Genomic DNA, 22,188 nt, shown 5'->3' on the forward strand with positions numbered 1-22,188 from the left:
TGGCCTACAAGGAAGTGTAGGTACTAGATTAGGAATTGAGAAAGGGGAGGGAAAATGCTTAAAAAAGTTATTTACCTCAATGGAGTAAGCCGCTCATTAATCGTCAGTCCGGAAGCACTGCTGTCGGATGTAATTCGTAAGCAATTGCATCTAACCGGAACCAAGGTTGGTTGTGGTCAAGGTCAGTGTGGAGCCTGCTCGGTGATTATGGACGGGAAGGTCATCCGGTCCTGCGTGACCAAAATGAAAAGGGTTCCGGAAGGAGCCAGTATTACCACCATCGAGGGTCTGGGAACTCCGGATAATCTTCATGCCTTGCAACTGGCCTGGGCTGTTCACGGCGGCGCCCAGTGCGGTTTTTGCAGCCCCGGCTTTATTGTCTCAGCCAAGGGGCTTTTGGATCAAAACGCCAATCCTACCAGGCAAGAGGTGCGGGATTGGTTCCAGAAGCATAGAAACGTTTGCCGCTGCACCGGTTATGTGCCTTTAGTTGATGCGGTGATGGATGCCGCCCGTGTTCTGCGCGGGGAAATCACCAAACAAGAATTAGCGTACAAATTGCCGGAAGACGGTAAAATCTGGGGAAGCAAATACCCCCGTCCCACAGCCATTGCCAAAGTGACCGGCACCTGTGATTACGGTGCGGATCTCGGCATCAAGATGCCTTGCGGTACCCTACATTTAAAATTGGTTCAGGCCACGGTGTCTCATGCCAATATTCTTTCCATTGACACTTCCGAGGCTGAAAAAATGCCCGGCGTTTATAAAGTAATTACCCATAAGGATGTAATCGGGAAAAACCGCATTACCGGTCTGATTACCTTCCCCACCAACAAGGGCGATGGTTGGGACAGACCTATCCTGTGCGATGAAAAGGTCTTCCAGTTTGGCGATGCCATCGCCATTGTGGCCGCAGACACCGAGGAAAACGCCCAGGCGGCGGTGGAAAAGGTAAAGGTCGAGCTTGAAATCCTGCCGGCTTATATGAGTGCCCCGGCAGCCATGGCGGACGATGCCATTGAGATTCACCCCGGCACGCCCAACGTCTATTTTGAACAAAAGATCGCTAAGGGCGAGGACACCAAAGAATACATGGAAAAAGCCGCCTATGTGGTGGAAGGCGAAAACTTTTATGTAGGACGTCAGCCTCACCTGCCCATTGAGCCGGATGTTGGACTGGCTTATTTCGATGAAGAAGGTCGCTTGACCATCCATTCCAAGAGTATCGGTCTGGGCCTGCATGCGGCCATGATTGCGCCCGGCATTGGTATTGAACTGGAGAAATTAAGAATGATCCAGAATCCTGCCGGCGGTACCTTCGGCTACAAATTCAGTCCCACCATCGAAGCCTTGCTGGGGGTTGCCGCTCTGGCCACGGGCAAACCCGTCTACCTGAACTTCAATTACTACCAGCAAATTACCTATACCGGTAAGCGGTCACCTTTCTTTATGAACCTGAAATACGGTGCGGATAAAGACGGCAAGATTTTGGCCATGGAAAGTGAATGGACGGTAGACCATGGTCCCTACTCGGAGTTCGGGGATCTGCTGACCCTGCGGGGAGCCCAGTTCATTGGCGCCGGCTACGGCATACCCAATATTCGCGGTATTGGCCGCACGGTCTGCACCAACCATGCCTGGGGTTCCGCCTTCCGTGGCTACGGTTCACCCCAAAGCTTGTTTGCTTCCGAGTTGCTGATGGATATGCTGGCGGAGAAAATGGGGATGGATCCCCTGGAACTGCGCTACAAAAATGTTTACCGTCCCGGAGATACCCAGCCCAGCGGCAGCCCTCCGGAAGTATTTAGCCTGCCGGAACTGATTGATACCATTCGGCCCAAGTATCTGGAGGCCAAGGAAAGAGCGAAAAAGGAATCTACCCCCGAGAAGAAACGGGGTGTCGGGGTGTCCATCGGCGTATACGGCTGCGGTTTGGATGGCCCCGATGGCGCGGAAGCCTGGGCCGAACTGACCAAGGAAGGCGTCACCATCTTTACCTGCTGGCATGATCATGGCCAAGGAGCGGATATCGGTTGCCTGTCTACCGCCCATGAGGCCTTGCGGCCGGCGGGCATTAAGCCGCAAGACATCAAATTGGTACTAAATGATACCGGAGTTTGCCCGGACGGTGGTCCGGCCGGCGGCAGCCGTTCCCAGGTTCTGGTAGGCAATGCCATTAAAGCCAGTTGCGATCTGCTGGTGGCAGCCATGAAGAAAGCCGACGGCACTTATAAAACCTATGATGAGATGGTCGCTGAAGGAACTCCGCTGAAATATGTAGGAAAGTGGGCCGCTCCCTGCAAAGAATGTGATGAAAACGCTCAAGGCAATCCCTTCCCCACCTACATGTACGGTGTATTCCTGGCTGAGGTTGAAGTGGATACCAAGACCGGTAAAACTCAGGTGGTGAAAATGACGCTGGCCGCGGACCCGGGTAAGATCGGCAACAAGCTGGCTGTGGACGGCCAGATTTACGGCGGACTGGCCCAGGGCATTGGTTTAGCCCTTAGTGAGGATTTTGAAGATCTGAAGAAACATACCACCATGGCCAACTGCGGTATCCCTTATATTAAGGATATTCCCGACGCCCTTGAGATTCTCTATGTAGAAACTCCCAGGGAATTGGGACCCCATGGAGCCTCCGGAGTGGGTGAATTGCCGTTAACCTCTCCTCATGTGGCCATTACCAACGCCATTTACAATGCCTGCGGGGTACGCATTACCCAACTTCCGGCTTTGCCCGAGAAGGTGCTGGCGGGGTTGAATGCTCTTAAATAAAGGTTAAAAATAATCATCTATACTAAATGATTTAAAGGATACAAATGCAAAATAAGGCTTCCGCTGCGCCAATAGGCTTGGCGGAAGCCAAGTTTTCTTTTTTAGTTTTCTGCGAGAGAGAAGATGAATGGGGTGGGGGAGTATGGAACAAAAGGAACTGAGGGAACTGGAGGACAAGTGTATTCAGGAACATCCCCCGGCTTGCACCGCCGCCTGTCCGATTCATGTGGACGCCAGGAGTTTTATAGCCCAAATGGCTAAAGGGGATTTTATTGCGGCTTATAAAATTATGCAAAAAACCATGCCTTTTCCCGGTATCCTGAGCAGAATCTGCGACCACCCCTGTCAGGATTTCTGTAAGCGCAAGGAGGCTGGAGATCCTATAGCCATTGCTGCTCTGGAAAAGGCCTGCGTTCAAATTACTGACGCCGGCCCCGCCAAAATGATGGCGCTGCCCAAGAAAAATAAGAAGGTAGCGGTTGCGGGGTCCGGTTTAAGCGGTTTAACCGTAGCCTTTGACCTGGCTAAAAAGGGCTATTGGGTGGTTATTTTTGAAGCCGGGGAGCGCCTGGGGGGCCGTCTGTGGGAAATTTCCGAGGACTACCTGCCGCCTCAAGTCATTACCGATGAATTGGCGATTTTAAATAAACTGGGTGTGGAAGTCCTTTTAAATAAAGAGGTTGGCAAAGATATTGCGCTGACCACCCTGTGTAAGGAATATGATGCCGTTTACCTGGGTTTAGGGGCCGAAGGGCATTCCTTTGATTTGCAAAGCGATGACCAGGGAAAAATTGAGGTGGACCCGGTCACCTTTGCCACCAGCCGGGAGGGGGTTTTTGCCGGCGGCGGACTGCGGGCCGCCGGGGAACGCTATTCCCCCGTTGGATCGGTGGCCGACGGAAGGCGGGCCGCCATCTCCATAGACCGCTATTTACAGGGGGTATCCCTTACTGCCTCCCGGGATCATGAAGGTCCCTTTACCACCCGCCTGTACACCAATGTGGGGGGGGTAGAACCGCTGGCGGCGGTTCCCATGGTCCACCCGGGGCAGTTTTACACCCGGCACGAAGCCATGCAGGAAGCCGATCGCTGTCTGCAGTGCCAATGCCTGGAGTGTGTCAAAGTTTGCGACTATTTGGCTCACTATAAAGGTTATCCTAAAAGATATCTGCGGGAGATTTACAATAACGAATCCATTGTTAAAGGGATACATCATGCCAATAAAATGATTAATTCCTGCAGCTTGTGCGGACTCTGCGCCGAGGTCTGCCCTCAGGGATTGAATATGGGAGAAGTGATTAAAAGCGCCCGGGAGAGAATGGTGGCAAGGGGTAAAATGCCTCCTTCGGCCCATGATTTTCCCCTGCGGGATATGGAGTTCAGCAACAGCAAGAAATTTGCTCTGACCCGAAACCAGCCCGGCACAGGGAGCAGCCGGTACCTGTTTTTTCCCGGCTGTCAGTTGAGCGCCTCTTCTCCGGATCATATGGAGAAGGTTTATACTTATCTGGGGGAAAAGCTTGACGGTGGAGTGGGACTTATGCTGCGATGCTGCGGTGCTCCGGCGGAATGGGTCGGCCAAAAGGACCTTTTTCAGGCCGGTATACAGGAAATTGTAAAGCAATGGCAGGAAATGGATAGACCCCGGGTGATTGTAGCCTGTTCCAGTTGCTATCATATCTATAAGACTTATTTGCCGGAAATCAATCTTCTGTCCCTGTGGGAGATCTATCACGAATTCGGGCTGCCGGAGTTACCGGACAGGGATTTTGGCCGTCTGGCCATCCATGACGCCTGTACCACCAGACACGAAAAGACCATTCATGACAGTGTCCGAGGGCTTTTGCAGCAGATGAACTGCCCAATCGAAGAGCTACCCCTAAGCCGGGAAACGGCCCAGTGCTGCGGTTTTGGAGGCCTCATGGCCTTTGCCAATCCTGAACTGGCCAAAGAGGTAACCCAACGGGTCACGGAAGAAAGCGATGCGGACTATGTTACCTACTGTGCCATGTGTAGGGACCGGTTTGCCGCCAGAGGCAAGCCCGCGCTGCATCTGCTGGATTTAATTTATGGCGGGGATGCAAAGGATCCGTCCCTGCGCCAAGGACCAAGCTATTCCCAAAGGCGGGAAAACCGGGCCCGATTAAAAAATAAACTGCTGAAAGAGGTATGGAGAGAGACCGTGGCCGAGGAAAAAGGATACCAGACCATTCCATTAATCATTTCCGAAAAGATTCGAGAGCTCATGGAAGATAGACTGATTTTAGTTGAAGATCTTCAGCGAGTCATTGAGTTCGCAGAACGGACAGGCAAGAAAATGTATCACCACCAAACCGGTCATTTTCTGGCCTACTACAAGCCGGTCAGTGTTACTTACTGGGTGGAATACACTCCCCGGAAAGATGGCTTTGTGGTCCATAATACCTATTGTCATAGAATGGAGATTATGGAGGAAGCGGAAGCATGAAGCAGGTACAGAATCAACCGGAGCAAAAGAACTGGGAATGTGTGAAATGCGGGGTGTTCATGGAGCGGGGCAAAGTGAATATCAGCTATATGGGCAGCCAATTCCCCGTGGAACTGTTGAAGTGCCCTAAATGCGGCCTTGTTTTCATACCCGAAGAACTGGTACTGGGAAAGATGGCCGAGGTGGAGAAATCCTTGGAGGATAAATAGCTGGACCCTGGGGGGAGGAGAAATCATGTTCACTGGGGAGAAATGCCGAGTTTATGAAGGCAGTGCCCTGCGCCAGGCCACCGGGGAAATCATTCGCCCCGGGGGATTTACCTTAACGGACCGGGCCGTTGGCTTCTGTGATTTTCGCCCCGGAGCCTCTGTACTGGACGTGGGTTGCGGCACCGGCGCCACGGTGGAGCACTTAATAAACCAATATCAGCTTAAGGCCGCCGGGGTTGATCCATCGGCGCTGCTGCTGGAACTTGGGCGGCGGCGAAACCCGGAGCTGTCTTTGATACAGGCCCAGGGGGAAAGTTTGCCCTTCCGGACTGGAGAAATGGAGGGCATTTTTGCCGAGTGTACACTATCGGTAATGGAGGATGTGGAACAGACTTTGCGGGAGTGTCACCGTGTTTTGCAGTCTGAAGGGTGGTTGATTGTAACGGATGTTTATGCCCGCCATGCGGAAGTCATCGGGGACTTGCGCAGTCTGCCTCTGGCCAGTTGCCTGACCGGAGCCATGTCCCGCCAGGGAGTGGAGGAAAAACTTCATCAGGCGGGCTTTCAAAGGGTCCTATGGGAAGATCATTCTCAAGTATTGAAAGATTTGGTCATCCAGTTAATTATGACCCACGGTTCCCTGGAGAACTTTTGGAGTAAAGCCAGTTCCGGAACAGCGGATGGCCGGTGGCTGCAACAGGTGATCGCAAAATCCAAACCGGGGTATTTCTTATTAATTGCCCGCAAGAAGGGGGAGGGGCCTCATGTCTGAACAAATGTTTCGCATGTTTGAACTGGCGCAACAGGGCTTTTACTGCAGCCAGATTTTGCTGTTGTTGGGCCTGGAAGCCCAGGGTAAGGATAATCCGGATTTAATCAGAGCCATGTCCGGTTTAGCAGGGGGGTTGGGTTTTTCCGGCCAGACCTGCGGGGCTCTGACCGGCGGCGCCTGTTTACTGGGGTTATATGCCGGCAAAGGAACGCCCGGGGAAAATGAGCATCCCCGTTTTCAAATCATGGTGAATGAATTGGTGGACTGGTTTAAGGAAGAAGTGGGAAGTTCCTGTGGAGGAATTAACTGCGAGGATATTTTAGGTGAAGATCTTCAGTATAAAGTGGTGTCGGTTCAATGCGGCAATATTGTGAGCAGCACCTATGAAAAGGTCCGGGAGATTCTAATCAATAACGAAATTGATTTCGACGAGGCCCGGGAATGAGGGGTGAAGGAACTTCCCTGGACCGCACCGAAAGTCTTTGTCCCCGGTGCCTTAAAAGGATCCCCGCGGAGAAGGTGATGCGGGGGGACAAAATCTATCTGGTCAAAAGCTGTCCCGAGCATGGCTCCTTTGAAGCGATACTCTGGCGCGGGCAGCCGGACTATCTCTCCTGGATCAGACCGAAAGTTCCTTCCCAGCCCAAAATTTGTTTTACCCAGGTGGAAAAGGGATGTCCCTTTGACTGCGGTCTTTGTCCCGGACACCGGCAGCATAGCTGTACGGTTTTGCTGGAGGTAACCCAGCGCTGCAATCTCACCTGCCCTCTTTGTTTTGCCGATGCGGGCCGTGAACCGGCCCGAGATCCCAGTCTGGAAAAGATCGGGGACTGGTATAAAACCATTCTGGCAGCCGGCGGGCCCTATAACCTTCAACTGTCCGGGGGAGAACCCACCTTAAGGGATGATCTGCCCGAGATTATCGACCTAGGGCGTTCCATGGGCTATTCTTTTATTCAGCTTAACACCAACGGTTTACGTTTAGCTGCGGAGGCCGCCTATGTTAAAAAGCTGAAGGATGCCGGATTAACCTCGGTATTTCTGCAATTTGACGGGACTGAGGACGATATTTACCAAAAATTAAGAGGCAGGCCCCTGGTTAAAGAAAAAATGCTGGCCATTAAACATTGTGCCGAGTACAACCTGGGAGTGATTCTGGTGCCAACTTTAGTGCCGGGGGTCAATGTCCATAATATAGGGGCCATTATTGAACGGGCCCTGGATTATCTGCCCATTGTGCGGGGTGTGCATTTCCAGCCGGTCAGCTATTTCGGGCGCTACCCCAAAGCGCCCGGAGAGGAAGACCGCATTACCATTCCCGAGGTGATCCGGGAAATTGCCGGGCAGAGCAAAGGACGTATCAAGACGGAGAATTTTAAACCGCCGGGATGCGAAAATTCCCTTTGTTCCTTCCACGGCAACTTTGTACTGATGCCGGGGGGGGAACTCCGGTCCTGGTCCAAACATGTGGCCAAGAGCTGCTGCGGCAAGCCGGAAATAGCTGAAGAGGGGGCCAGGAAAGCCCGGAACTTTGTCGCTGCACACTGGTCCGCGCCCCGGGTGACCACCGTTGCCAATGTTGGCGGCCATGAGGAAGGTTTTGCCCTGTGGGATGCTTTCCTGGAGCGGATCCGCACGCACTCCTTCAGTATTTCCGGCATGGCTTTTCAGGATGTTTGGAATCTGGACCTGGAACGGTTAAGGGACTGCTGCATTCATGTACTGTCTCCCCAGGGTAAACTGATCCCTTTCTGTGCCTACAATTTAACCGATCCTTTGGGGCGGCCTCTATACCGAGACAGGAGGTCCGGTCATGGAAATAACACCTTTACACCGTTGGATTGCTGATAAGATAGGGGTAACCGGGGCCCATTTAACCAAAGCAAGACTTGAAGCATACCAGCTTGGAAAATTACAGGAAACCCTTCAACTGGCTCGCAACCACAGCGTCTTTTACCGGAAATCCCTGGCCGGTTTGCCCGGGGAGAACATTTCCAGCCTGGCAGAGCTAACCCGACTGCCTTTCACCACGGCAGAGGACCTTCATCAAAACCCGCTGCAATTTCTTTGTGTTTCCCAGGATCAAATTGACCGGGTGGTGACCCTGCAGACTTCAGGAACTACCGGGGAGCCGAAAAGGCTGTACTTTACCCGGGAGGATCAAGGGCTGACCATCGATTTTTTTCAGCAGGGCATGTCCACCCTGGTGAACCCCGGGGACAAAGTGCTGATTCTGCTGCCGGGCGAACGGCCCGGCAGTGTTGGCGATCTGTTGGTAAGGGGGTTGCAGCAAATGGGAGCCAAAGGCATCCCCCACGGGCTGGTTCGGAAGCCGGGCCGAACCCTGGAGATCCTAAAAAAAGAAGAGATTGATGCTCTGGTGGGTATTCCCACCCAGGTGCTTTCCTTGGCCCGGTACCAGGAGCAGGGAGGCCGGTTGCCGGTTAAACTGAAGAGTGTCCTGTTAAGTACCGATCATGTTCCCCGGGCCATTATCCATGAACTGGAGCGTAGTTGGGGATGCCGGGTATTCAATCATTACGGGATGACGGAAATGGGCCTGGGGGGCGGAGTGGAGTGTGAGGCCCGGGCCGGCTGTCATCTAAGGGAAGCGGATCTTTATTTTGAAATCATTGATTCAAAGACTAAGGAGCCACTTCCCCAGGGGGAGACCGGTGAAATTGTTTTTACCACCCTGACCCGGAAAGGGATGCCCTTAATCCGCTATCGTACCGGCGATCAGGGCCGGTTTATTTCCGAGCCCTGTCCCTGCGGCACCTCTTTAAAAAGGTTGGAACTTGTGAAGGGCCGTCTGGAAGGCGAACGGCGGCTAACAGGTGGCGTCATAACCATGGAAGACCTAGATGAAGCGCTCTTTCCACTGGAAGACCTTACGGATTTCCAAGCGGTAATACTTCGTCAAGAAGGATCGGAAAAACTGCAAATTAAGGTTAAACTAGCGGCGGGGTGTAACCGTGATCTCCTGGAGGAGAAGATTTACCGGGCTTTGGAAACCATTCCCCTTATCAAGATGGCCCTGCAGCAGGGGAAGCTGGGAATTGTACCGGGAATTTTGGAGCAAGAGGGCTCCGGAGAAGTTCGGGCTGTAAAAAGGAGCATTATAGACAGGAGAGGATGGGAAGAAAGATGATGAAGAAGCTGTACCGGAGCGCTTGGCAACTTATAAAAAATGGGGAGTGTTTTGTGCAGGCCACCGTCTTAACCCAGTCAGGCTCCTCCCCAAGGACTGCCGGAGCGAAAATGATTGTCCGGCAGGATCAATCCATTGTAGGAACCATTGGCGGCGGCCTGGTGGAAGCCGAGGTTCAAAAAATGGCCCAGGATATTTTTGAGACAAAGGAATCCATCATTCGCCAGTTTAATCTCACAGGAGCCCAGTCCGGAGAAATGGGTATGATTTGCGGTGGCAAAATGGAAATCCTGGTGGAATACCTGGATGCGGCGGACCCCCTGCTGCACACCCTTTACCAGGACATTATCAAGGCCATTGAAACCGGGGAAAAGACGGTTTTAGTGACGCCTCTGTCCCAGAGAAAAAAGGATCAGGGGGCGGAAGCTTTTCTGATTAAAAACACCGGTTCCATCACCGGGCTTTTTAACGGCCCTGCTGCATGGCTGGAAAGGCTGGCGGGGGCGGCCAAGGGAAAATATCCCCGGGTGGTTGTCCTGGAAGAAAACCGTTTTTTATTGGAACCCATCAACACCTACGGCACGGTTTATATTTTTGGCGCCGGTCATGTATCCCAAAAACTGGCATTGCTCACCAGCATGGTGGATTTTGTAACCGTGATTTTGGATGATCGGGCGGCATTTGCCAACCGGGAACGTTTTCCAACCGCCGACCGTGTAGTGGTATTGGAAAACTTTGAACAGGCCTTTACAAACCTGGGGATTAATGAAGAAAGCTATGTGGTGATTGTGACCCGGGGACATGCCCATGATCAAACCGTATTGGCCCAGGCTTTAAAAACCACTGCCTGTTATATTGGTATGATCGGCAGCCAGAAGAAGCGGGATACCCTTTACCGGGCCTTAAAGAAGCAAGGGTTTTCCGCCGAGGAATTGGCCAAGGTCTATGCTCCCATTGGATTGGACATTGACGCGGAAACACCGGAGGAAATTGCCGTCAGTATAACCGCGGAGCTGATCAAAGTAAGGGCGGGGCAGAATTGACGGGCACTGCGGCGAACCTTGCCGCCCTGGTCTTGGCAGCGGGGTTTTCCAGCCGCATGGGCCGCTTAAAATCCCTGTTGCCTTTAGGCGAGGCTACAGTGATTGAAAGATCCATTGGGAGCTTTCTGGAGGCAGGCGTTCAGGACGTCCGGGTGGTACTGGGGCACCGGTCCGAGGAAATTGCCCGGGTACTGGAAGCATCCGGGGTAACCACAATTATGAACCATGAGTATGAAGAGGGGATGTATTCCTCCATAAGAGCTGCCGTCCGTAGTTTGGAACCGAAAGTGGAAGCCTTTTTTCTGCTGCCGGGGGATCTGCCGTTGGTGCGCTGGCAAACCGTGCAGCACCTAACTACGATTTTCGCAGAGAGCGGCAAAAGGATTATCTATCCCTGTTTTAATGGAGAGCGGGGTCATCCGCCCATTATTTCCACCCGCTATGCCCAGCATATTCTCTCCTGGCATGGGGAGGGAGGACTCAGAGCCCTGCTGAACCAATACGAAGATGACGCCCTGGATATTGAAATCGCAGACCCGGGGGTGCTGCTGGATATGGACACTCCGGAGGACTATCAAAGAGCGGTACAATGGTTTAAAAGGGGATATGTTCCTGCGGTTCAGGAATGTATGGATCTTTTAGAGGAATTAAAGGTTGACGGACGAATTGTGGAGCACGGCCGAGCGGTGGCACAGCTTGCCCGGAAATGGGCAATGATGTTGAACCAATGCGGGTGCAGGCTGAATCTTGACTTAATTCAAGCCGCGGGGCTGCTGCATGACCTGGCCAAAGGGAAGCCGGACCACGCCCGGGTGGGGGCCGATACACTCCGGGAACGAGGTTATCATGCGGTGGCTGAAATTGTTGCCGGGCATATGGACCTGGGACCGGAGGCGGATGCTGCCATTGATGAAAGAGCCATCCTTTTCTTAGCCGACAAAATGGTGCAAGGAGTCCGGAGGATCCCCCTGGAGGAACGGTTTCAGGAGAAGCAAAAACGGTTTGCCGCAGAACCGGAAATATTGAAGAATATAAACCGCAGATTAAATCATGCCCTTGCAATCAAAGCAAGAATTGAAAATCTTCTGGGTTTTACCATTGAAACCATGGAACCACGAGGATAAACAAAAGGGGATAAGCTATGGAACCCAGGCTAATTTATTTGATCCGCCACGGAATGATTGCTGTCAATGGCAGCAAACGTTTTATTGGACAGATTGACCTGCCCCTCAATGAAGAAGGAATCAATCAGGCCAAGCGTCTGCGGCAGGAACTAAGCTGTATCCGGTTCAGCAACATATACTGCAGTGACTTACAGCGTTCCGTACAGACGGCGGAAATCATTGCCGCCAAACATGGCCTCCAGCCTGTCATTTGCCCGGAACTGAGAGAGATCCGTTTGGGAGAATGGGAAGGCCGCTCCTTTGAAGAGATCAACCGGAAGTATCCGGAAGAGTTTAAAGCCCGGGGCAGAGACATTGTCAACTATCAACCTCCCGGAGGGGAAAGTTTTGCCCATTGCAACCAAAGGATTTTGGACAAGTTGGAGGAAATACTCGGTTCCACCTCAGGAAATATTTTAATTACAGGGCATGCCGGGGTGAACCGGTTAATTCTCTGCCGGGTGATGGGAATGCCTATACAAAACCTTTTTCGTGTCTGCCAGGATTACGGTTGTTTAAATTTAATTCTCTACGGAAATTTTGGTTATCGGCTAAAAAAACTAAATCAGGTATACAGGATGATTCCTGTTTAAAGAGATTAAGAGGGATTTAAGCTTTTATGTAGAATAATCTTAGTTATAGTTCGATAATTATTTGATAGAAATAGCGTTCTAAAGATTTACTTTACCATCCTCTTAGGGACGTACATATGATCATGAATCTGAAGTATACAAAATAATACGCTGACTTTTATTGACGATGGGTGTTGATTTGTATATCTTTATAAAAAAGGGCTGTGTGGTTGTTAACTGCCGGCTATCTTCCGAGTTGCTGTTCCTAAAGCACTTCTTTTGTGCCATGGAACGGTATACCGGGGCAATGAGCGGCCCAAAGGGTTTAAAAGGGAAACCTTTAAGCCTCCCTGATGGAAAGGAAGCAAAGAATTTTTTGTTAGCGTCAATGTAAGCCGCTGTTTTGACAGCGGTTTTTTGTTTTTATATCAGGCAGAGATCTTTTGTTGTGCAAATAACAGACGATAAGCAGGGAGAAAAAATGGAACAGCGGTTAATTTACATAATAAGAAACGGAGAGACCAATCCTAGAGGGAACGGGTTTTTTTTAGGTCAAACCGATTGGCCGTTAAGCGAAGAAGGGATAAAACAGGCGGAGCGTCTGCGGCAGGAACTGAGTTGCGTGCGTATTTCTCATATTTTCTGCAGTGATCTGCAGCGTTCTTTAAAAACAGCCCAAATGATTGCTGAAAAACAAAAAATAAACCCGGTGGCCCGCAAGGAGCTCCGGGAAATCAATCTTGGGGAATGGGATGGCCGCTCATTTGAAGAGATTAAAAGAAAATATCCTACAGAATTTAAAAATCGCGGCAAGGATATTGAAAACTACCGGCCTCCCGGGGGAGAAAGTTTTGCTGATTGCAGCCATCGGGCAGTGACGGCCTATCATGAAATTCTCAATGGGACCAAAGGGAATCTCGTCATTACAGGACATGCCGGAATTAACCGGGTGATACTGTGTCATCTGCTGGATATCCCCTTAAAGAGTTTGTTTAAAATTACCCAGGACTACGGCTGTTTGAATCTCATATGGTACGGAAGTTTTGGTTACCGGCTGAGGGTATTTAACCGCATATTCAGGCGGGTACCCTATTAATTAGTAGGGGGGATCATCGATGACAGCCCAAAATAAAATACAGTTGCAGCGGCCATGGTTCTCCGGAATGCGCTGATGGACATCAGAAAAATGTTTATGGAAAAGAACAGCGGCCTTGATATTGCCGTTGAATTCGGTCCTTCAGGAGTTTTAAGCAGAAACATTGAAAAGGGCCAGGCGGTAGATCTTTTTATCTCTGCGGGACAAAAAGAAATAGACCGGTTGGCAGATAAAGGGTTCATTCTGCCTGATTCCCGGAAAAGTCTGGTGGGCAATCAAATGGTGGTCATGCTGAAAAAGGGCTTGACCATGAATTATCTGGCCGATTTAACTACCGATCAATTTAGAAACATCGTCCTGCCCTTTCCAGATAAAGCGCCCTCCGGCAGATATGCCAAGGAGATGCTGATTCGCCTGGGTCTATGGGATGTCTTGACTGAAAAACAATATTTTGTTGATGACGTGAAACAGGTAGTTGAGGCCGTAGCCGGTGGAGAGGCCGATGCGGGATTTGCCTGGTATGCCGATATACAAGCAACACCCGGTTTGGACTATTATCGAATCCCCCAGGCCGCCTATGAGCCGGTTATGGTTACCGCAGCCCTCCCTTTATATGCTGAAAAAAATATTTCGGCTAAAAAGTTTTTGGAATATATTGCTTCGGAGGAAGGAATAATAACCCTTGAAAAGTATGGGTTTACCAGGCCGGAACAGGGGCAGGGCGCAAAAAGGCCCCATATCCTTTGGAAGTTCCTTACGCCCTCCTATGAGGACGATTTTGTAAATGCATTGCTTTAAATAAAGCGAAGGAGTGGTAAAAATGCAGCTCAGCACCCGCAATTTATTGAAGGGCCGGATTAAGACCATTAAATCCGATACGGTTTCCTCTGAAGTGGTTATGGACATCGGCGGTCCGGAGATCTGTGCCTTGATTACAACAGGGTCTGTCAACCGGATGGGATTAAAAGAGGGTGATGAAGTTGTGGCTATGGTTAAAGCAACTTCTGTTATGATTATGAAAGAATAGTGCCATTACTTATTATATAAAAGATATTCATATCCATAATATGACCTTGGTGTTTGTTTTTGCATTTATATTTATGATGCATATAGCAAACATTTTTTTGTTGCATCTATAATCATGGCGCACTTAGCCTTTGTTTTATTTCTGCATTTATGCTTGCGACGCATATAGTAAATATTTTGTATACTATTGTCTAATGTGTTGCTTTAAAGTGAATTTTTTGTTATTTTATTAAGTAAGTAATGTTGAAATTTTGTATAAATATTGCGGTCAGGCGGTTGGTTACTTTCTGACCGGCTTTTGAGCAGATGTTCCTAAAGCATGGCCAGGGGATATTTGTCGGGCAATGCGGCCCAAAGGATCTGAACGGAAACGTTGATCCCTTCCTTTCAAGAAAGGAAGACAATAGCATACTTTTTAGCGCCAATGAAGTGCCGCTGCCAGAAAATGCAGCGGTTTTTTATTTTTTAAGATTAGCACTGATTTCTTGTGTCTGCGCAGGTAATAAACAGGCTGCCGACGGTAGATGAAAGGATGTGATATTTGAAGGCTCGGCTGTTCATTCTATATTTAAAGATGACGGGAGGAGAAAAAATGAAAAGAAAAATAGTGGTATGGCTGGCGGTGATGATGTTAACCCTTTTGGTTATCACCGGCTGCGGTGGACAGAAAGAAAATAACGATGCAAATTCAAATGCGCAAGTGGAACCTGTTGATCTGACCATATCGGCAGCCGCCAGCCTAAAGGATGCTGCGGAAGAATTAAAGGGTATTTATGCGAAACAACATACGGAGGTAGCTATTACTTATAATTTTGGCGCATCGGGCACCTTGCAAAAACAAATTGAAGAAGGGGCTCCGGCCGACCTGTTTATTTCTGCCGGCAAAAGCCAAATGGATGCGCTGGCCGAAAAAGGCTTGATTGTGGAGGGTTCCCGTAAGGACCTGCTGGGCAACGATTTGGTATTGGTAGCCGGAAAAGACAGCCAGATTGCCAGCTTTGAGGATCTGGCCAAACCGGAAGTAGGTAAGATCGGCATTGGCACCCCTGAGTCTGTTCCCGCAGGGAAATACGCTCAGGAAGCTTTGACCAACCTGCAGCTTTGGGATAAACTTCAGCCTAAGCTGGTATTGGCCAAGGATGTGCGTCAGGTGTTGACTTATGTGGAAAGCGGTAATGCGGATGCCGGTCTGGTTTATCGTTCCGATGCGCTGATCAGCCAGGAGGTTAAAGTGGTTGCTGCCGCCCCGGAAGACTCCCATAAACCCATTGTGTATCCCATGGCCATTCTTAAAGACACCAAACAGCAAAAAGCTGTAGAGGATTTTGCAGCTTTCCTGTCCAGCGATGAGGCAGCCCAGGTATTTGAAAAATATGGTTTTAAACCAATAAAGTAACCCTATGGTATTAAGATGTTTATAGAACTGTCTGACTGGTCTCCTGTATTACTTTCCTTAAAAACGGCACTCATCGCAGTCATTATTGTCATCCTCTTCGGGCTGCCTCTGTCCCGCCTTATGGCCAGATGGGAGTTCCCCGGAAAAGACTTACTGGAAGCGGCCATTACCTTGCCCATGGTGCTGCCGCCTTCGGTGATTGGTTACGGCCTGCTTATGCTGATTGGTAAGAACGGATTTCTGGGTAAAATCCTGGCCAATATGGGAATTTCTTTAATCTTCACCTGGTGGGCGGCTGTTTTAGCTGCTACCGTGGTAGCTTTCCCGTTAATGTACCAGAGTGCCAAAGCTGCGTTTAAAAGTGTAGACGTAAATTATGAGAAAGCCGCCAGGACCCTGGGAGCCGGTGAGGTAAGAATATTTCTTACCATCACCCTCCCCCTGGCCTGGCCGGGAATTGTAGCCGGATTGGTGCTCTCCTTTGCCCGGGCTTTGGGTGAATTTGGCGCTACACTAATGGTGGCGGGAAACATCCCGGGAAAAACCTCCACCATCCCGGTGGCCATTTTCTTTGCAGTGGACGCCGGAGACGACGCTACCGCCAGAACCCTGGTGGCCATTGTAACGGTATTTAGTTTCTTAGTTATTTTCTGGGTTAACCGGTGGGCTAAAAGGCAAAATTATTAAAGTACGGTGATGTAATGTTGGAAGCCTCTATTAACAAAAAACTTTGGCACTTTAACTTACAAGTTGAACTAAAAGTCAGCAACCAGATTGTCGTGCTGTGGGGTCCTTCCGGTTCCGGAAAAACAACGGTTTTACACTGCCTGGCGGGTTTGCGCAACCCTTCATCCGGTTTTGTTAAAATAAATAATCAGGTGGTTTTTTCCTCCGAGGAAAAAATCAATATTCCCACAAGGCTTAGAAATATCGGCTACCTTTTTCAGGACTATGCTTTATTCCCCCATATGACGGTAAAGAAAAATGTTTTATACGGACTTAACAGTACCAAGAAGAAAACGGCAAAAACCCTGGACCCTTTAGAACTGCTTAATTCCTTTGGGGTAGGACATCTCATGGACCGCTATCCAAGGCAGCTCTCCGGGGGAGAAAGGCAGCGGGTGGCCCTGGCCAGGGCTTTGGCGGTTCAGCCCCGATTGTTGTTGTTGGATGAACCCCTCAGCGCCTTAGATAAAGAAACCAGGTTAAATTTAAGACAGGAGCTTAAAAATCTGCACCGTCAATGGAAAATCCCTTTTGTTCTGGTAACCCACGACGAGGAAGAAGCAAAATTTTTAGGGGATCAGATTATTTCCATGGAAAAGGGAGAGGTAAAAGAATTATTAAGATGCCGGAGTGTTGCCACAACATTTCCGTCTAAAGATTTGTAATAAACGATCCACATAAAAAATAATTTGTATTTTAATTTTACAAAGAGGATTAATGCAATCCATGTAGAATAAACTATAAATAAGCTCAACGAATTACCTCCGAGCCTTGGAACCTGGGATGGCAGATTATGGTTCCCAGGCCCATAGGGTTTATCTGGAAACGGGTAAGCCTCCCGTGCGGAAAGGATGGTAAGTGTTTTTCTTGTGTCTTTTACCGCACCTCGTGCGGTTTTTTAATTTAATATAATTTTCTCCGAGCCATCCTACCTAAAACATTTATGTCAAGGTATTTTGGCCGTTAGGGTTAATCTGGAAATGGATTAGCCTCCCTGTTGGAAAGGAGAGCATTTTCCCGCCTGTTATCTACAGGCTGGTTTGTGTTGCTTTCCTGAAAAACACGAACCAGCCCTGTTGATTAAGAAAGGCGGTTGGCCTATGGAAAGGTTTGGCAAGCTACTGGTTTCATTTTATCCTGGGGAAGCCATTGGTTATTATAGTGAGGGAGAAGGGGAAATCCGTGCCATTGCCATGGCGTTGGGCGGTTTCTTTGAGCGAGTTTTTGACATGTATTTGGAATTTTCCCAGATGGCTGATGAAGGGTGGCTGGTCAGAGATGAAAGGCTATTTGGCCAAAGGGGGATGGTCGTTTCTTTTTATTATCCAACAGGGATGCCGGTAGCTGCCGGGCGGCAGCAAATCATCAATCGTCTTCTTTACACTTATTTGGATTCCCCGGTATATCCCAGGCCCGGAATTTATGTAGTTCAATATAAGAAGAATTACAAGCTGATTTACAGGTACCAGACCAAGATGCAAAACAGAGCGTAAGTACTGTTGCGGTTTGGCCACACTATTAACAATATAGACGGGGTGAATAAATGCTAACAGATTACAAAAATGAACCTTTTTTAGATTTTAGCAATGAAAAGGTGGCAGACAGTTTTAAGAAGGCACTGCAAGAAGTGAAAGCTAAATTAGGCAGCCGTTATCCCCTTATTATTAACGGCAAAGCCGTTGAGACCGGTGAAGAAGTTATTTCCCTCAATCCTTCAGCCTCGGATCAGGTGGTTGGCTATGTAGCCAAGGCATCCCTGCAGGAGGCTAAATTGGCTCTGGAAAGTGCCCAGGAGGCCTTTGCCAGATGGTCCAGAGTAAAGCCTGAGGAGAGGGCCCGCTATCTTTTTAAGGCTGCGGCGATTATGAGAAGAAGAAAGATGGAACTGTCCGCCTGGATGGTTTTTGAAGCCGGTAAAAACTGGGCCGAAGCAGACGGGGATACGGCCGAAGCCATTGACTTTTTAGAGTTTTACGGCCGGGAGATGTGCCGTCTGGCAGAACCGCAGCCCCTGGTGCGGATTTTCGGTGAAGACAACAGACTGAAATATATACCGCTGGGTGTAGGGTTAGTAATTCCTCCCTGGAATTTCCCCCTGGCCATCATGGCGGGCATGACCGCTGCCGCCATTGTGACAGGGAATACGGTGGTGCTTAAGCCCGCCAGCAATACTCCTGTTATTGCAGCTAAATTTATTGAAATCCTTCAGGAAGCCGGTTTGCCCGACGGAGTGGTGAATTACTTGCCCGGCAGCGGGGGAGCCATTGGAGACTATCTTGTGAGCAGTCCCCAAATTCGTTTTATTAATTTTACCGGTTCCAAGGAAGTGGGATTAAGAATTAGCGAATTGGCAGCCAAAATGGTCCCTGGACAGAAGGCTATAAAACGGGTCGTGGCGGAAATGGGCGGCAAGGATGCCATCATTGTGGACAGCAGTTCCGACTTAGAAGAAGCGGCGGCGGCTATTGTTGCATCTGCTTTTGGCTTCCAGGGACAGAAATGTTCTGCTTGCTCCCGGGCCATTATTTTAGATGACGTTTATGATCGGATTGTGGAGTTAGTCATTGATAAAACCAAAAAACTGACCGTGGGACCGGCCGTAGATAATTATCCGGTAGGACCGGTGACGGACAGTAATTCTTTGAAGAGAATTAAATCCTATATTGAAATCGGGAAAAAAGAAGGTACCCTGCAGGTGGGTGGAGAGACCCTGGAGCATATGGGCGGTTATTTTGTACAGCCCACGGTGATCACGGATGTTCCCCCCAATGCCACCATTGCTCAGGAGGAAATCTTTGGTCCTGTACTGGCGGTTATCCGGGCGAAGGATTTTAGCCACGCTCTGGATATTGCCAATGGCACCGAATATGGTCTTACGGGATCGGTATTTTCCCGGAACCGGGCCAACCTGGAAAGAGCTGCCCGGGAATTTCACGTAGGCAACCTTTATTTTAACCGCAAGTGCACCGGTGCTCTGGTGGGAGTCCATCCCTTTGGCGGCTTTAACATGTCCGGCACCGATTCCAAGGCTGGGGGCAGGGATTATCTGTTATTGTTTAGCCAAGCCAAAGCCATATCTGAAAAATACTAATCCAGGACTCTTAGATGGAAGCCAATGACGAACTGCAAAGCTTTCTTGTCCTTGTGGAGAGGAGCCTTCGCTCCTCGGATGATTGGCTGGAAAGAGAAATCATCTTTGCCTGTGCGGCAGGCGTCTGTGGGGCCTATTACAAACTAGGCTTTGCACTCAATGAACAACAAATTTTAGTTTTGGCAGCAAGGTTATTTCGCTATTACACCGAGACCTTAAGGAAGTCTCCCTACCTGGAGCGATTGACGAAGGCTTCCTTTGATCACGGGATGTTTACGGCAACCTTATCCAATGTATGCTTCTTGCCTGAGCCGGTGAAGGATCTACCGGAATTAAATGGGGTGTTTCCCGGTGTGGCTCAGCATGTTTTAGACAGCGTCATGTTCCGGACGCTGGAGGAAATTGTACTTGAACAGATCATTAACAGTTTTATAAGCTTTCGGAACAGTCGATCTGAAAAAGTACTCCAATAACGTTATTTTTTATTGTAATGTATATAAATCGCGCCTGCCCCCTGGTTAAGCCCCAGGGGGACTTTTTTTCGGTAACCGGTTTAATTCATAGAATGTTCGGAGGATGCCTCATAGGTGGAATGTTGTGAATTATATTGATTGACCTCTTCATACTGATTTAACAGGTCCGTTTGTGCCGAGGATTTGGCCACTTGATCCCGGATGACGGCAATATGTTTTTCTTCTGCCTTGGCCAGGTCGGCAAAGAGCGCGGCCATGTTTTCGTTGTGGCTGTCCTGGGCTTCTCTCATGTATCGTACATACTGGATAAGAGCCTGTTCTTTCTGGTGTAAAGCTTCTGTTAAATGACTTAGCGTATGCATGATTTCCTCCTTTCTTTCTTTTAATGTTGCTTTCCGAGTAATTTTTTATGCGTAATGATTTTCATCACCGCAAGATCACTTCAAGGGGAGGGAAGGTATTTATGCAGGAGAAAATCCTTGTTTACTCCACCATTCATCCCAGGCAAAATCATAGGCTTCTTCCAGCGCCTGATAGTGCTGGCCTTCCCACTGAGCCAGCTCTAGATACAGCCTTCTGGCATGATCATTGTTTGTTTTTTGAGCCGCCTCTTTATAAAACTCTATGGAGGCCTCCTCCATCATAACGCCCACGGACAGGGCGGATACCAGTAAAGAAGGAGATTCCTTGGAGAGCTTAGCCGGATCAAAGATTACCGGAACTCCGGGTTGGAAGGAAATATCGGGACAGTTTACGTTGTTGCTTTGCACAGAGTCATAAAGACTTCGTAGATATTGCTCATGCTTTTTCTCTTCTTCAGCCAGACTGAGGAAAATTTCTTTTACTTCCTGAACATCTGCCTTCTCCGCAGCCATTTGATAAAACTGCTGGCCTTCATGCTCATTTAAGATGGCTGATTTAATATTCGATAATTCCTCCGAGCAACCAGTTGTCATTTTCTATACCCCCTAAGACTTTTTCCTAGTGTAACAATAAAATAAGACAAATATCTATTACACAGATGAAAAAAGTCTTAACTAACTCCTAATAAAAAAAATCAAAAAATCCGTGCCAATAGATGGAAATCCGAAATCCATGTTCAAAGCAAGAGAACGGAACACGGATTTTACGGATTAAACGGATGGACACGGATTTAAAAAATCTTTTTGTTTAAAAGTTCATTCTTACTGAAACGTTTTTTAAATCTTTAACTTGCTTAGAAATTCTACTTTTTAATAGATTGCTCTCTTTAGTAAATGTGGCATTAAATCTTTTTATCCATAGAGGACTTAACTAAAACTTACCTAAAAATTGTGCCGCCAGAATTCCTACGCCCAGAATCCATACATAGATAGAGAAAATTTTTAAAGAACCCCGCTGGAGAATCACCAGCATCCACTTAACAGCGATATAACCGAAAAGGGCGGCGGCAATAGTTCCGGCAAGCAAAGGGAGAAATCCGATGGATTCGGCCTGCCCGCCCACCAATTTAGCGCTTTGCAGCACCACGGCCCCCAGAATGGCCGGCAAAGATAAAAGGAAGGAAAAACGGGCGGCAGCTTGTTTGTTAATACCCCGGAACAAGGCGCCGGCAATGGTCAACCCGGACCGGGAAATGGCCGGAAGGATGGCCGCACCCTGCAAGGTCCCCACGATAAACGCATCAAAGAAGGAAATTTGTTCAATACTCTTGGTCCCTTGTTTTTTCACGTTGTCCGCCACCCAGAGGATGATGCCGGTAGCTAAAAATTCCCATCCCACCGTGACTCCTGTTTTGGAAATTTCCTCAAAAAAATCCTCAAAGGTTAGACCAATGATGGCGGTTGGAATGGTGCCCACCAGAATCAAAAGGGTCAGCTTGCTGAAGGGATTTTTAATCATATAGATAATATCCTGCCAGAAAATAACCACCACGGCCAAGAGGGTTCCCAGATGCAGCATAGTATCCAGAAATAAACCTGCTTCGGAGAGGCCCATCAATTTTCTGCCTAACAACAAATGGCCGGTACTGCTCACCGGCAGAAACTCGGTTAACCCCTGAACAGCTCCCAGTATGACAGCTTTAAAAAATTCTTCCATAATTACCCTCCGGTATCAATAGTCTGTTTCAAAAAACAACCCTATTATAACAAAAAAAGTATACCCATAGCTTAAAATATTTAATTTTTCTAAGATCATGGGCATCTAAGCCCCATATACTGGAGGTTATTAAAGAAAAGGACGTT

The 22,188-nt window shown here is 49.0% G+C and carries 21 protein-coding genes, 1 pseudogene and 4 riboswitches; of the genes and pseudogenes, 19 read left to right on the forward strand and 3 right to left on the reverse strand.

Annotated features, from left to right (window positions below; genetic code table 11):
• Positions 1-54: 54 nt before the first annotated feature.
• From DESRU_RS02650 to DESRU_RS02745, 19 genes and pseudogenes are all read left to right on the forward strand, one after another.
• Entirely contained in the window at positions 55-2,778 is a 2,724-nt protein-coding gene (locus tag DESRU_RS02650) for a molybdopterin-dependent aldehyde oxidoreductase (protein ID WP_013840583.1), read from the forward strand.
• Between the two features lie 142 nt (positions 2,779-2,920).
• Positions 2,921-5,245, forward strand: coding sequence for a pyridine nucleotide-disulfide oxidoreductase/dicluster-binding protein (locus DESRU_RS02655; protein ID WP_013840585.1), 2,325 nt, complete (start codon positions 2,921-2,923; stop codon positions 5,243-5,245).
• Positions 5,242-5,454 carry a DVU_1557 family redox protein gene (locus tag DESRU_RS02660; protein WP_013840586.1) on the forward strand — a complete coding sequence of 71 codons (213 nt, stop codon included), beginning with the start codon at positions 5,242-5,244 and terminating at the stop codon, positions 5,452-5,454. Before DESRU_RS02655 ends, DESRU_RS02660 begins: the two co-directional genes overlap by 4 nt.
• 25 nt (positions 5,455-5,479) lie before the next feature.
• Positions 5,480-6,226, forward strand: coding sequence for a DVU_1556 family methyltransferase (gene trsM / locus DESRU_RS02665; RefSeq protein WP_013840587.1), 747 nt, complete (start codon positions 5,480-5,482; stop codon positions 6,224-6,226).
• Entirely contained in the window at positions 6,219-6,671 is a 453-nt protein-coding gene (locus tag DESRU_RS02670; protein ID WP_013840588.1) for a DVU_1555 family C-GCAxxG-C-C protein, read from the forward strand. The genes trsM and DESRU_RS02670 overlap by 8 nt, the downstream gene beginning before the upstream one ends.
• Positions 6,668-8,074 carry a radical SAM (seleno)protein TrsS gene (gene trsS, locus DESRU_RS02675; RefSeq protein WP_013840589.1) on the forward strand — a complete coding sequence of 469 codons (1,407 nt, stop codon included), beginning with the start codon at positions 6,668-6,670 and terminating at the stop codon, positions 8,072-8,074. The genes DESRU_RS02670 and trsS overlap by 4 nt, the downstream gene beginning before the upstream one ends.
• A complete protein-coding gene (locus DESRU_RS02680; RefSeq protein ID WP_013840590.1) occupies positions 8,040-9,377 on the forward strand; it encodes a DVU_1553 family AMP-dependent CoA ligase in 1,338 nt (445 codons plus the stop codon). The genes trsS and DESRU_RS02680 overlap by 35 nt, the downstream gene beginning before the upstream one ends.
• Complete coding sequence (locus tag DESRU_RS02685; RefSeq protein ID WP_013840591.1) at positions 9,374-10,420, forward strand: XdhC family aldehyde oxidoreductase maturation factor; 1,047 nt, start codon at positions 9,374-9,376, stop codon at positions 10,418-10,420. The genes DESRU_RS02680 and DESRU_RS02685 overlap by 4 nt, the downstream gene beginning before the upstream one ends.
• Entirely contained in the window at positions 10,417-11,544 is a 1,128-nt protein-coding gene (locus DESRU_RS02690; protein ID WP_013840592.1) for a DVU_1551 family NTP transferase, read from the forward strand. Before DESRU_RS02685 ends, DESRU_RS02690 begins: the two co-directional genes overlap by 4 nt.
• 17 nt (positions 11,545-11,561) lie before the next feature.
• Positions 11,562-12,176, forward strand: a complete 615-nt coding sequence (gene cobC / locus DESRU_RS02695) for an alpha-ribazole phosphatase (protein ID WP_013840593.1) — start codon at positions 11,562-11,564, stop codon at positions 12,174-12,176.
• Positions 12,177-12,392: 216 nt separating this feature from the next.
• Positions 12,393-12,535: riboswitch (molybdenum cofactor riboswitch) on the forward strand.
• A gap of 68 nt (positions 12,536-12,603) precedes the next feature.
• A complete protein-coding gene (cobC, locus tag DESRU_RS02700) occupies positions 12,604-13,251 on the forward strand; it encodes an alpha-ribazole phosphatase (RefSeq protein WP_238446349.1) in 648 nt (215 codons plus the stop codon).
• A 51-nt stretch (positions 13,252-13,302) separates the two neighbouring features.
• Positions 13,303-14,049: pseudogene (gene modA, locus DESRU_RS02705) on the forward strand (molybdate ABC transporter substrate-binding protein); the annotation flags it as partial.
• 22 nt (positions 14,050-14,071) lie between these two features.
• The gene (locus DESRU_RS02710) at positions 14,072-14,278 is read left to right on the forward strand and encodes a TOBE domain-containing protein (RefSeq protein ID WP_013840596.1); all 207 of its coding nucleotides are present in this window, start codon (positions 14,072-14,074) and stop codon (positions 14,276-14,278) included.
• A gap of 283 nt (positions 14,279-14,561) precedes the next feature.
• Positions 14,562-14,692, forward strand: a riboswitch (molybdenum cofactor riboswitch).
• Positions 14,693-14,869: 177 nt separating this feature from the next.
• Positions 14,870-15,673 carry a molybdate ABC transporter substrate-binding protein gene (modA, locus tag DESRU_RS02720; RefSeq protein ID WP_013840597.1) on the forward strand — a complete coding sequence of 268 codons (804 nt, stop codon included), beginning with the start codon at positions 14,870-14,872 and terminating at the stop codon, positions 15,671-15,673.
• A 15-nt stretch (positions 15,674-15,688) separates the two neighbouring features.
• Complete coding sequence (gene modB / locus DESRU_RS02725; RefSeq protein ID WP_013840598.1) at positions 15,689-16,360, forward strand: molybdate ABC transporter permease subunit; 672 nt, start codon at positions 15,689-15,691, stop codon at positions 16,358-16,360.
• A gap of 14 nt (positions 16,361-16,374) precedes the next feature.
• Positions 16,375-17,064: an ATP-binding cassette domain-containing protein gene (locus tag DESRU_RS02730; protein WP_013840599.1), complete on the forward strand. Its 690-nt coding sequence runs from the start codon at positions 16,375-16,377 to the stop codon at positions 17,062-17,064.
• 85 nt (positions 17,065-17,149) lie between these two features.
• A riboswitch (molybdenum cofactor riboswitch) is annotated at positions 17,150-17,268 on the forward strand.
• Positions 17,269-17,303: 35 nt separating this feature from the next.
• A riboswitch (molybdenum cofactor riboswitch) is annotated at positions 17,304-17,423 on the forward strand.
• A gap of 52 nt (positions 17,424-17,475) precedes the next feature.
• A complete protein-coding gene (locus DESRU_RS02735) occupies positions 17,476-17,892 on the forward strand; it encodes a hypothetical protein (protein ID WP_238446350.1) in 417 nt (138 codons plus the stop codon).
• 50 nt (positions 17,893-17,942) lie between these two features.
• A complete protein-coding gene (gene pruA / locus DESRU_RS02740) occupies positions 17,943-19,490 on the forward strand; it encodes an L-glutamate gamma-semialdehyde dehydrogenase (RefSeq protein ID WP_013840601.1) in 1,548 nt (515 codons plus the stop codon).
• 14 nt (positions 19,491-19,504) lie between these two features.
• Positions 19,505-19,963, forward strand: coding sequence for a hypothetical protein (locus tag DESRU_RS02745; RefSeq protein WP_013840602.1), 459 nt, complete (start codon positions 19,505-19,507; stop codon positions 19,961-19,963).
• 80 nt (positions 19,964-20,043) lie between these two features.
• Here DESRU_RS02745 and DESRU_RS02750 read toward each other — a convergent pair whose 3' ends face one another.
• From DESRU_RS02750 to DESRU_RS02760, 3 genes are all read right to left on the reverse strand, one after another.
• Positions 20,044-20,325, reverse strand: coding sequence for a hypothetical protein (locus DESRU_RS02750; RefSeq protein ID WP_013840603.1), 282 nt, complete (start codon positions 20,323-20,325; stop codon positions 20,044-20,046).
• Between the two features lie 99 nt (positions 20,326-20,424).
• Complete coding sequence (locus tag DESRU_RS02755; RefSeq protein WP_013840604.1) at positions 20,425-20,919, reverse strand: ferritin family protein; 495 nt, start codon at positions 20,917-20,919, stop codon at positions 20,425-20,427.
• 337 nt (positions 20,920-21,256) lie between these two features.
• Positions 21,257-22,042, reverse strand: a complete 786-nt coding sequence (locus tag DESRU_RS02760; RefSeq protein WP_013840605.1) for an undecaprenyl-diphosphate phosphatase — start codon at positions 22,040-22,042, stop codon at positions 21,257-21,259.
• Between the last annotated feature and the right edge of the window lie 146 nt (positions 22,043-22,188).

The sequence above is a fragment of the Desulforamulus ruminis DSM 2154 genome (assembly GCF_000215085.1).
GTDB lineage: Bacteria > Bacillota > Desulfotomaculia > Desulfotomaculales > Desulfotomaculaceae > Desulfotomaculum > Desulfotomaculum ruminis.

Bases quoted from the DNA above. Each gene is read 5' to 3' on its own strand.
- pruA (WP_013840601.1), top strand. From the start codon at position 17,943: ATGCTAACAGATTACAAAAATGAACCTTTTTTAGATTTTAGCAATGAA.
- DESRU_RS02650 (WP_013840583.1), top strand. From the start codon at position 55: ATGCTTAAAAAAGTTATTTACCTCAATGGAGTAAGCCGCTCATTAATC.
- DESRU_RS02760 (WP_013840605.1), bottom strand. From the start codon at position 22,042: ATGGAAGAATTTTTTAAAGCTGTCATACTGGGAGCTGTTCAGGGGTTA.
- DESRU_RS02755 (WP_013840604.1), bottom strand. From the start codon at position 20,919: ATGACAACTGGTTGCTCGGAGGAATTATCGAATATTAAATCAGCCATC.
- DESRU_RS02730 (WP_013840599.1), top strand. From the start codon at position 16,375: ATGTTGGAAGCCTCTATTAACAAAAAACTTTGGCACTTTAACTTACAA.
- trsS (WP_013840589.1), top strand. From the start codon at position 6,668: ATGAGGGGTGAAGGAACTTCCCTGGACCGCACCGAAAGTCTTTGTCCC.
- DESRU_RS02750 (WP_013840603.1), bottom strand. From the start codon at position 20,325: ATGCATACGCTAAGTCATTTAACAGAAGCTTTACACCAGAAAGAACAG.
- cobC (WP_013840593.1), top strand. From the start codon at position 11,562: ATGGAACCCAGGCTAATTTATTTGATCCGCCACGGAATGATTGCTGTC.
- DESRU_RS02655 (WP_013840585.1), top strand. From the start codon at position 2,921: ATGGAACAAAAGGAACTGAGGGAACTGGAGGACAAGTGTATTCAGGAA.
- modA (WP_013840597.1), top strand. From the start codon at position 14,870: ATGAAAAGAAAAATAGTGGTATGGCTGGCGGTGATGATGTTAACCCTT.
- DESRU_RS02745 (WP_013840602.1), top strand. From the start codon at position 19,505: ATGGAAGCCAATGACGAACTGCAAAGCTTTCTTGTCCTTGTGGAGAGG.
- DESRU_RS02670 (WP_013840588.1), top strand. From the start codon at position 6,219: ATGTCTGAACAAATGTTTCGCATGTTTGAACTGGCGCAACAGGGCTTT.
- modB (WP_013840598.1), top strand. From the start codon at position 15,689: ATGTTTATAGAACTGTCTGACTGGTCTCCTGTATTACTTTCCTTAAAA.
- DESRU_RS02680 (WP_013840590.1), top strand. From the start codon at position 8,040: ATGGAAATAACACCTTTACACCGTTGGATTGCTGATAAGATAGGGGTA.
- DESRU_RS02710 (WP_013840596.1), top strand. From the start codon at position 14,072: ATGCAGCTCAGCACCCGCAATTTATTGAAGGGCCGGATTAAGACCATT.
- DESRU_RS02685 (WP_013840591.1), top strand. From the start codon at position 9,374: ATGATGAAGAAGCTGTACCGGAGCGCTTGGCAACTTATAAAAAATGGG.
- trsM (WP_013840587.1), top strand. From the start codon at position 5,480: ATGTTCACTGGGGAGAAATGCCGAGTTTATGAAGGCAGTGCCCTGCGC.
- DESRU_RS02660 (WP_013840586.1), top strand. From the start codon at position 5,242: ATGAAGCAGGTACAGAATCAACCGGAGCAAAAGAACTGGGAATGTGTG.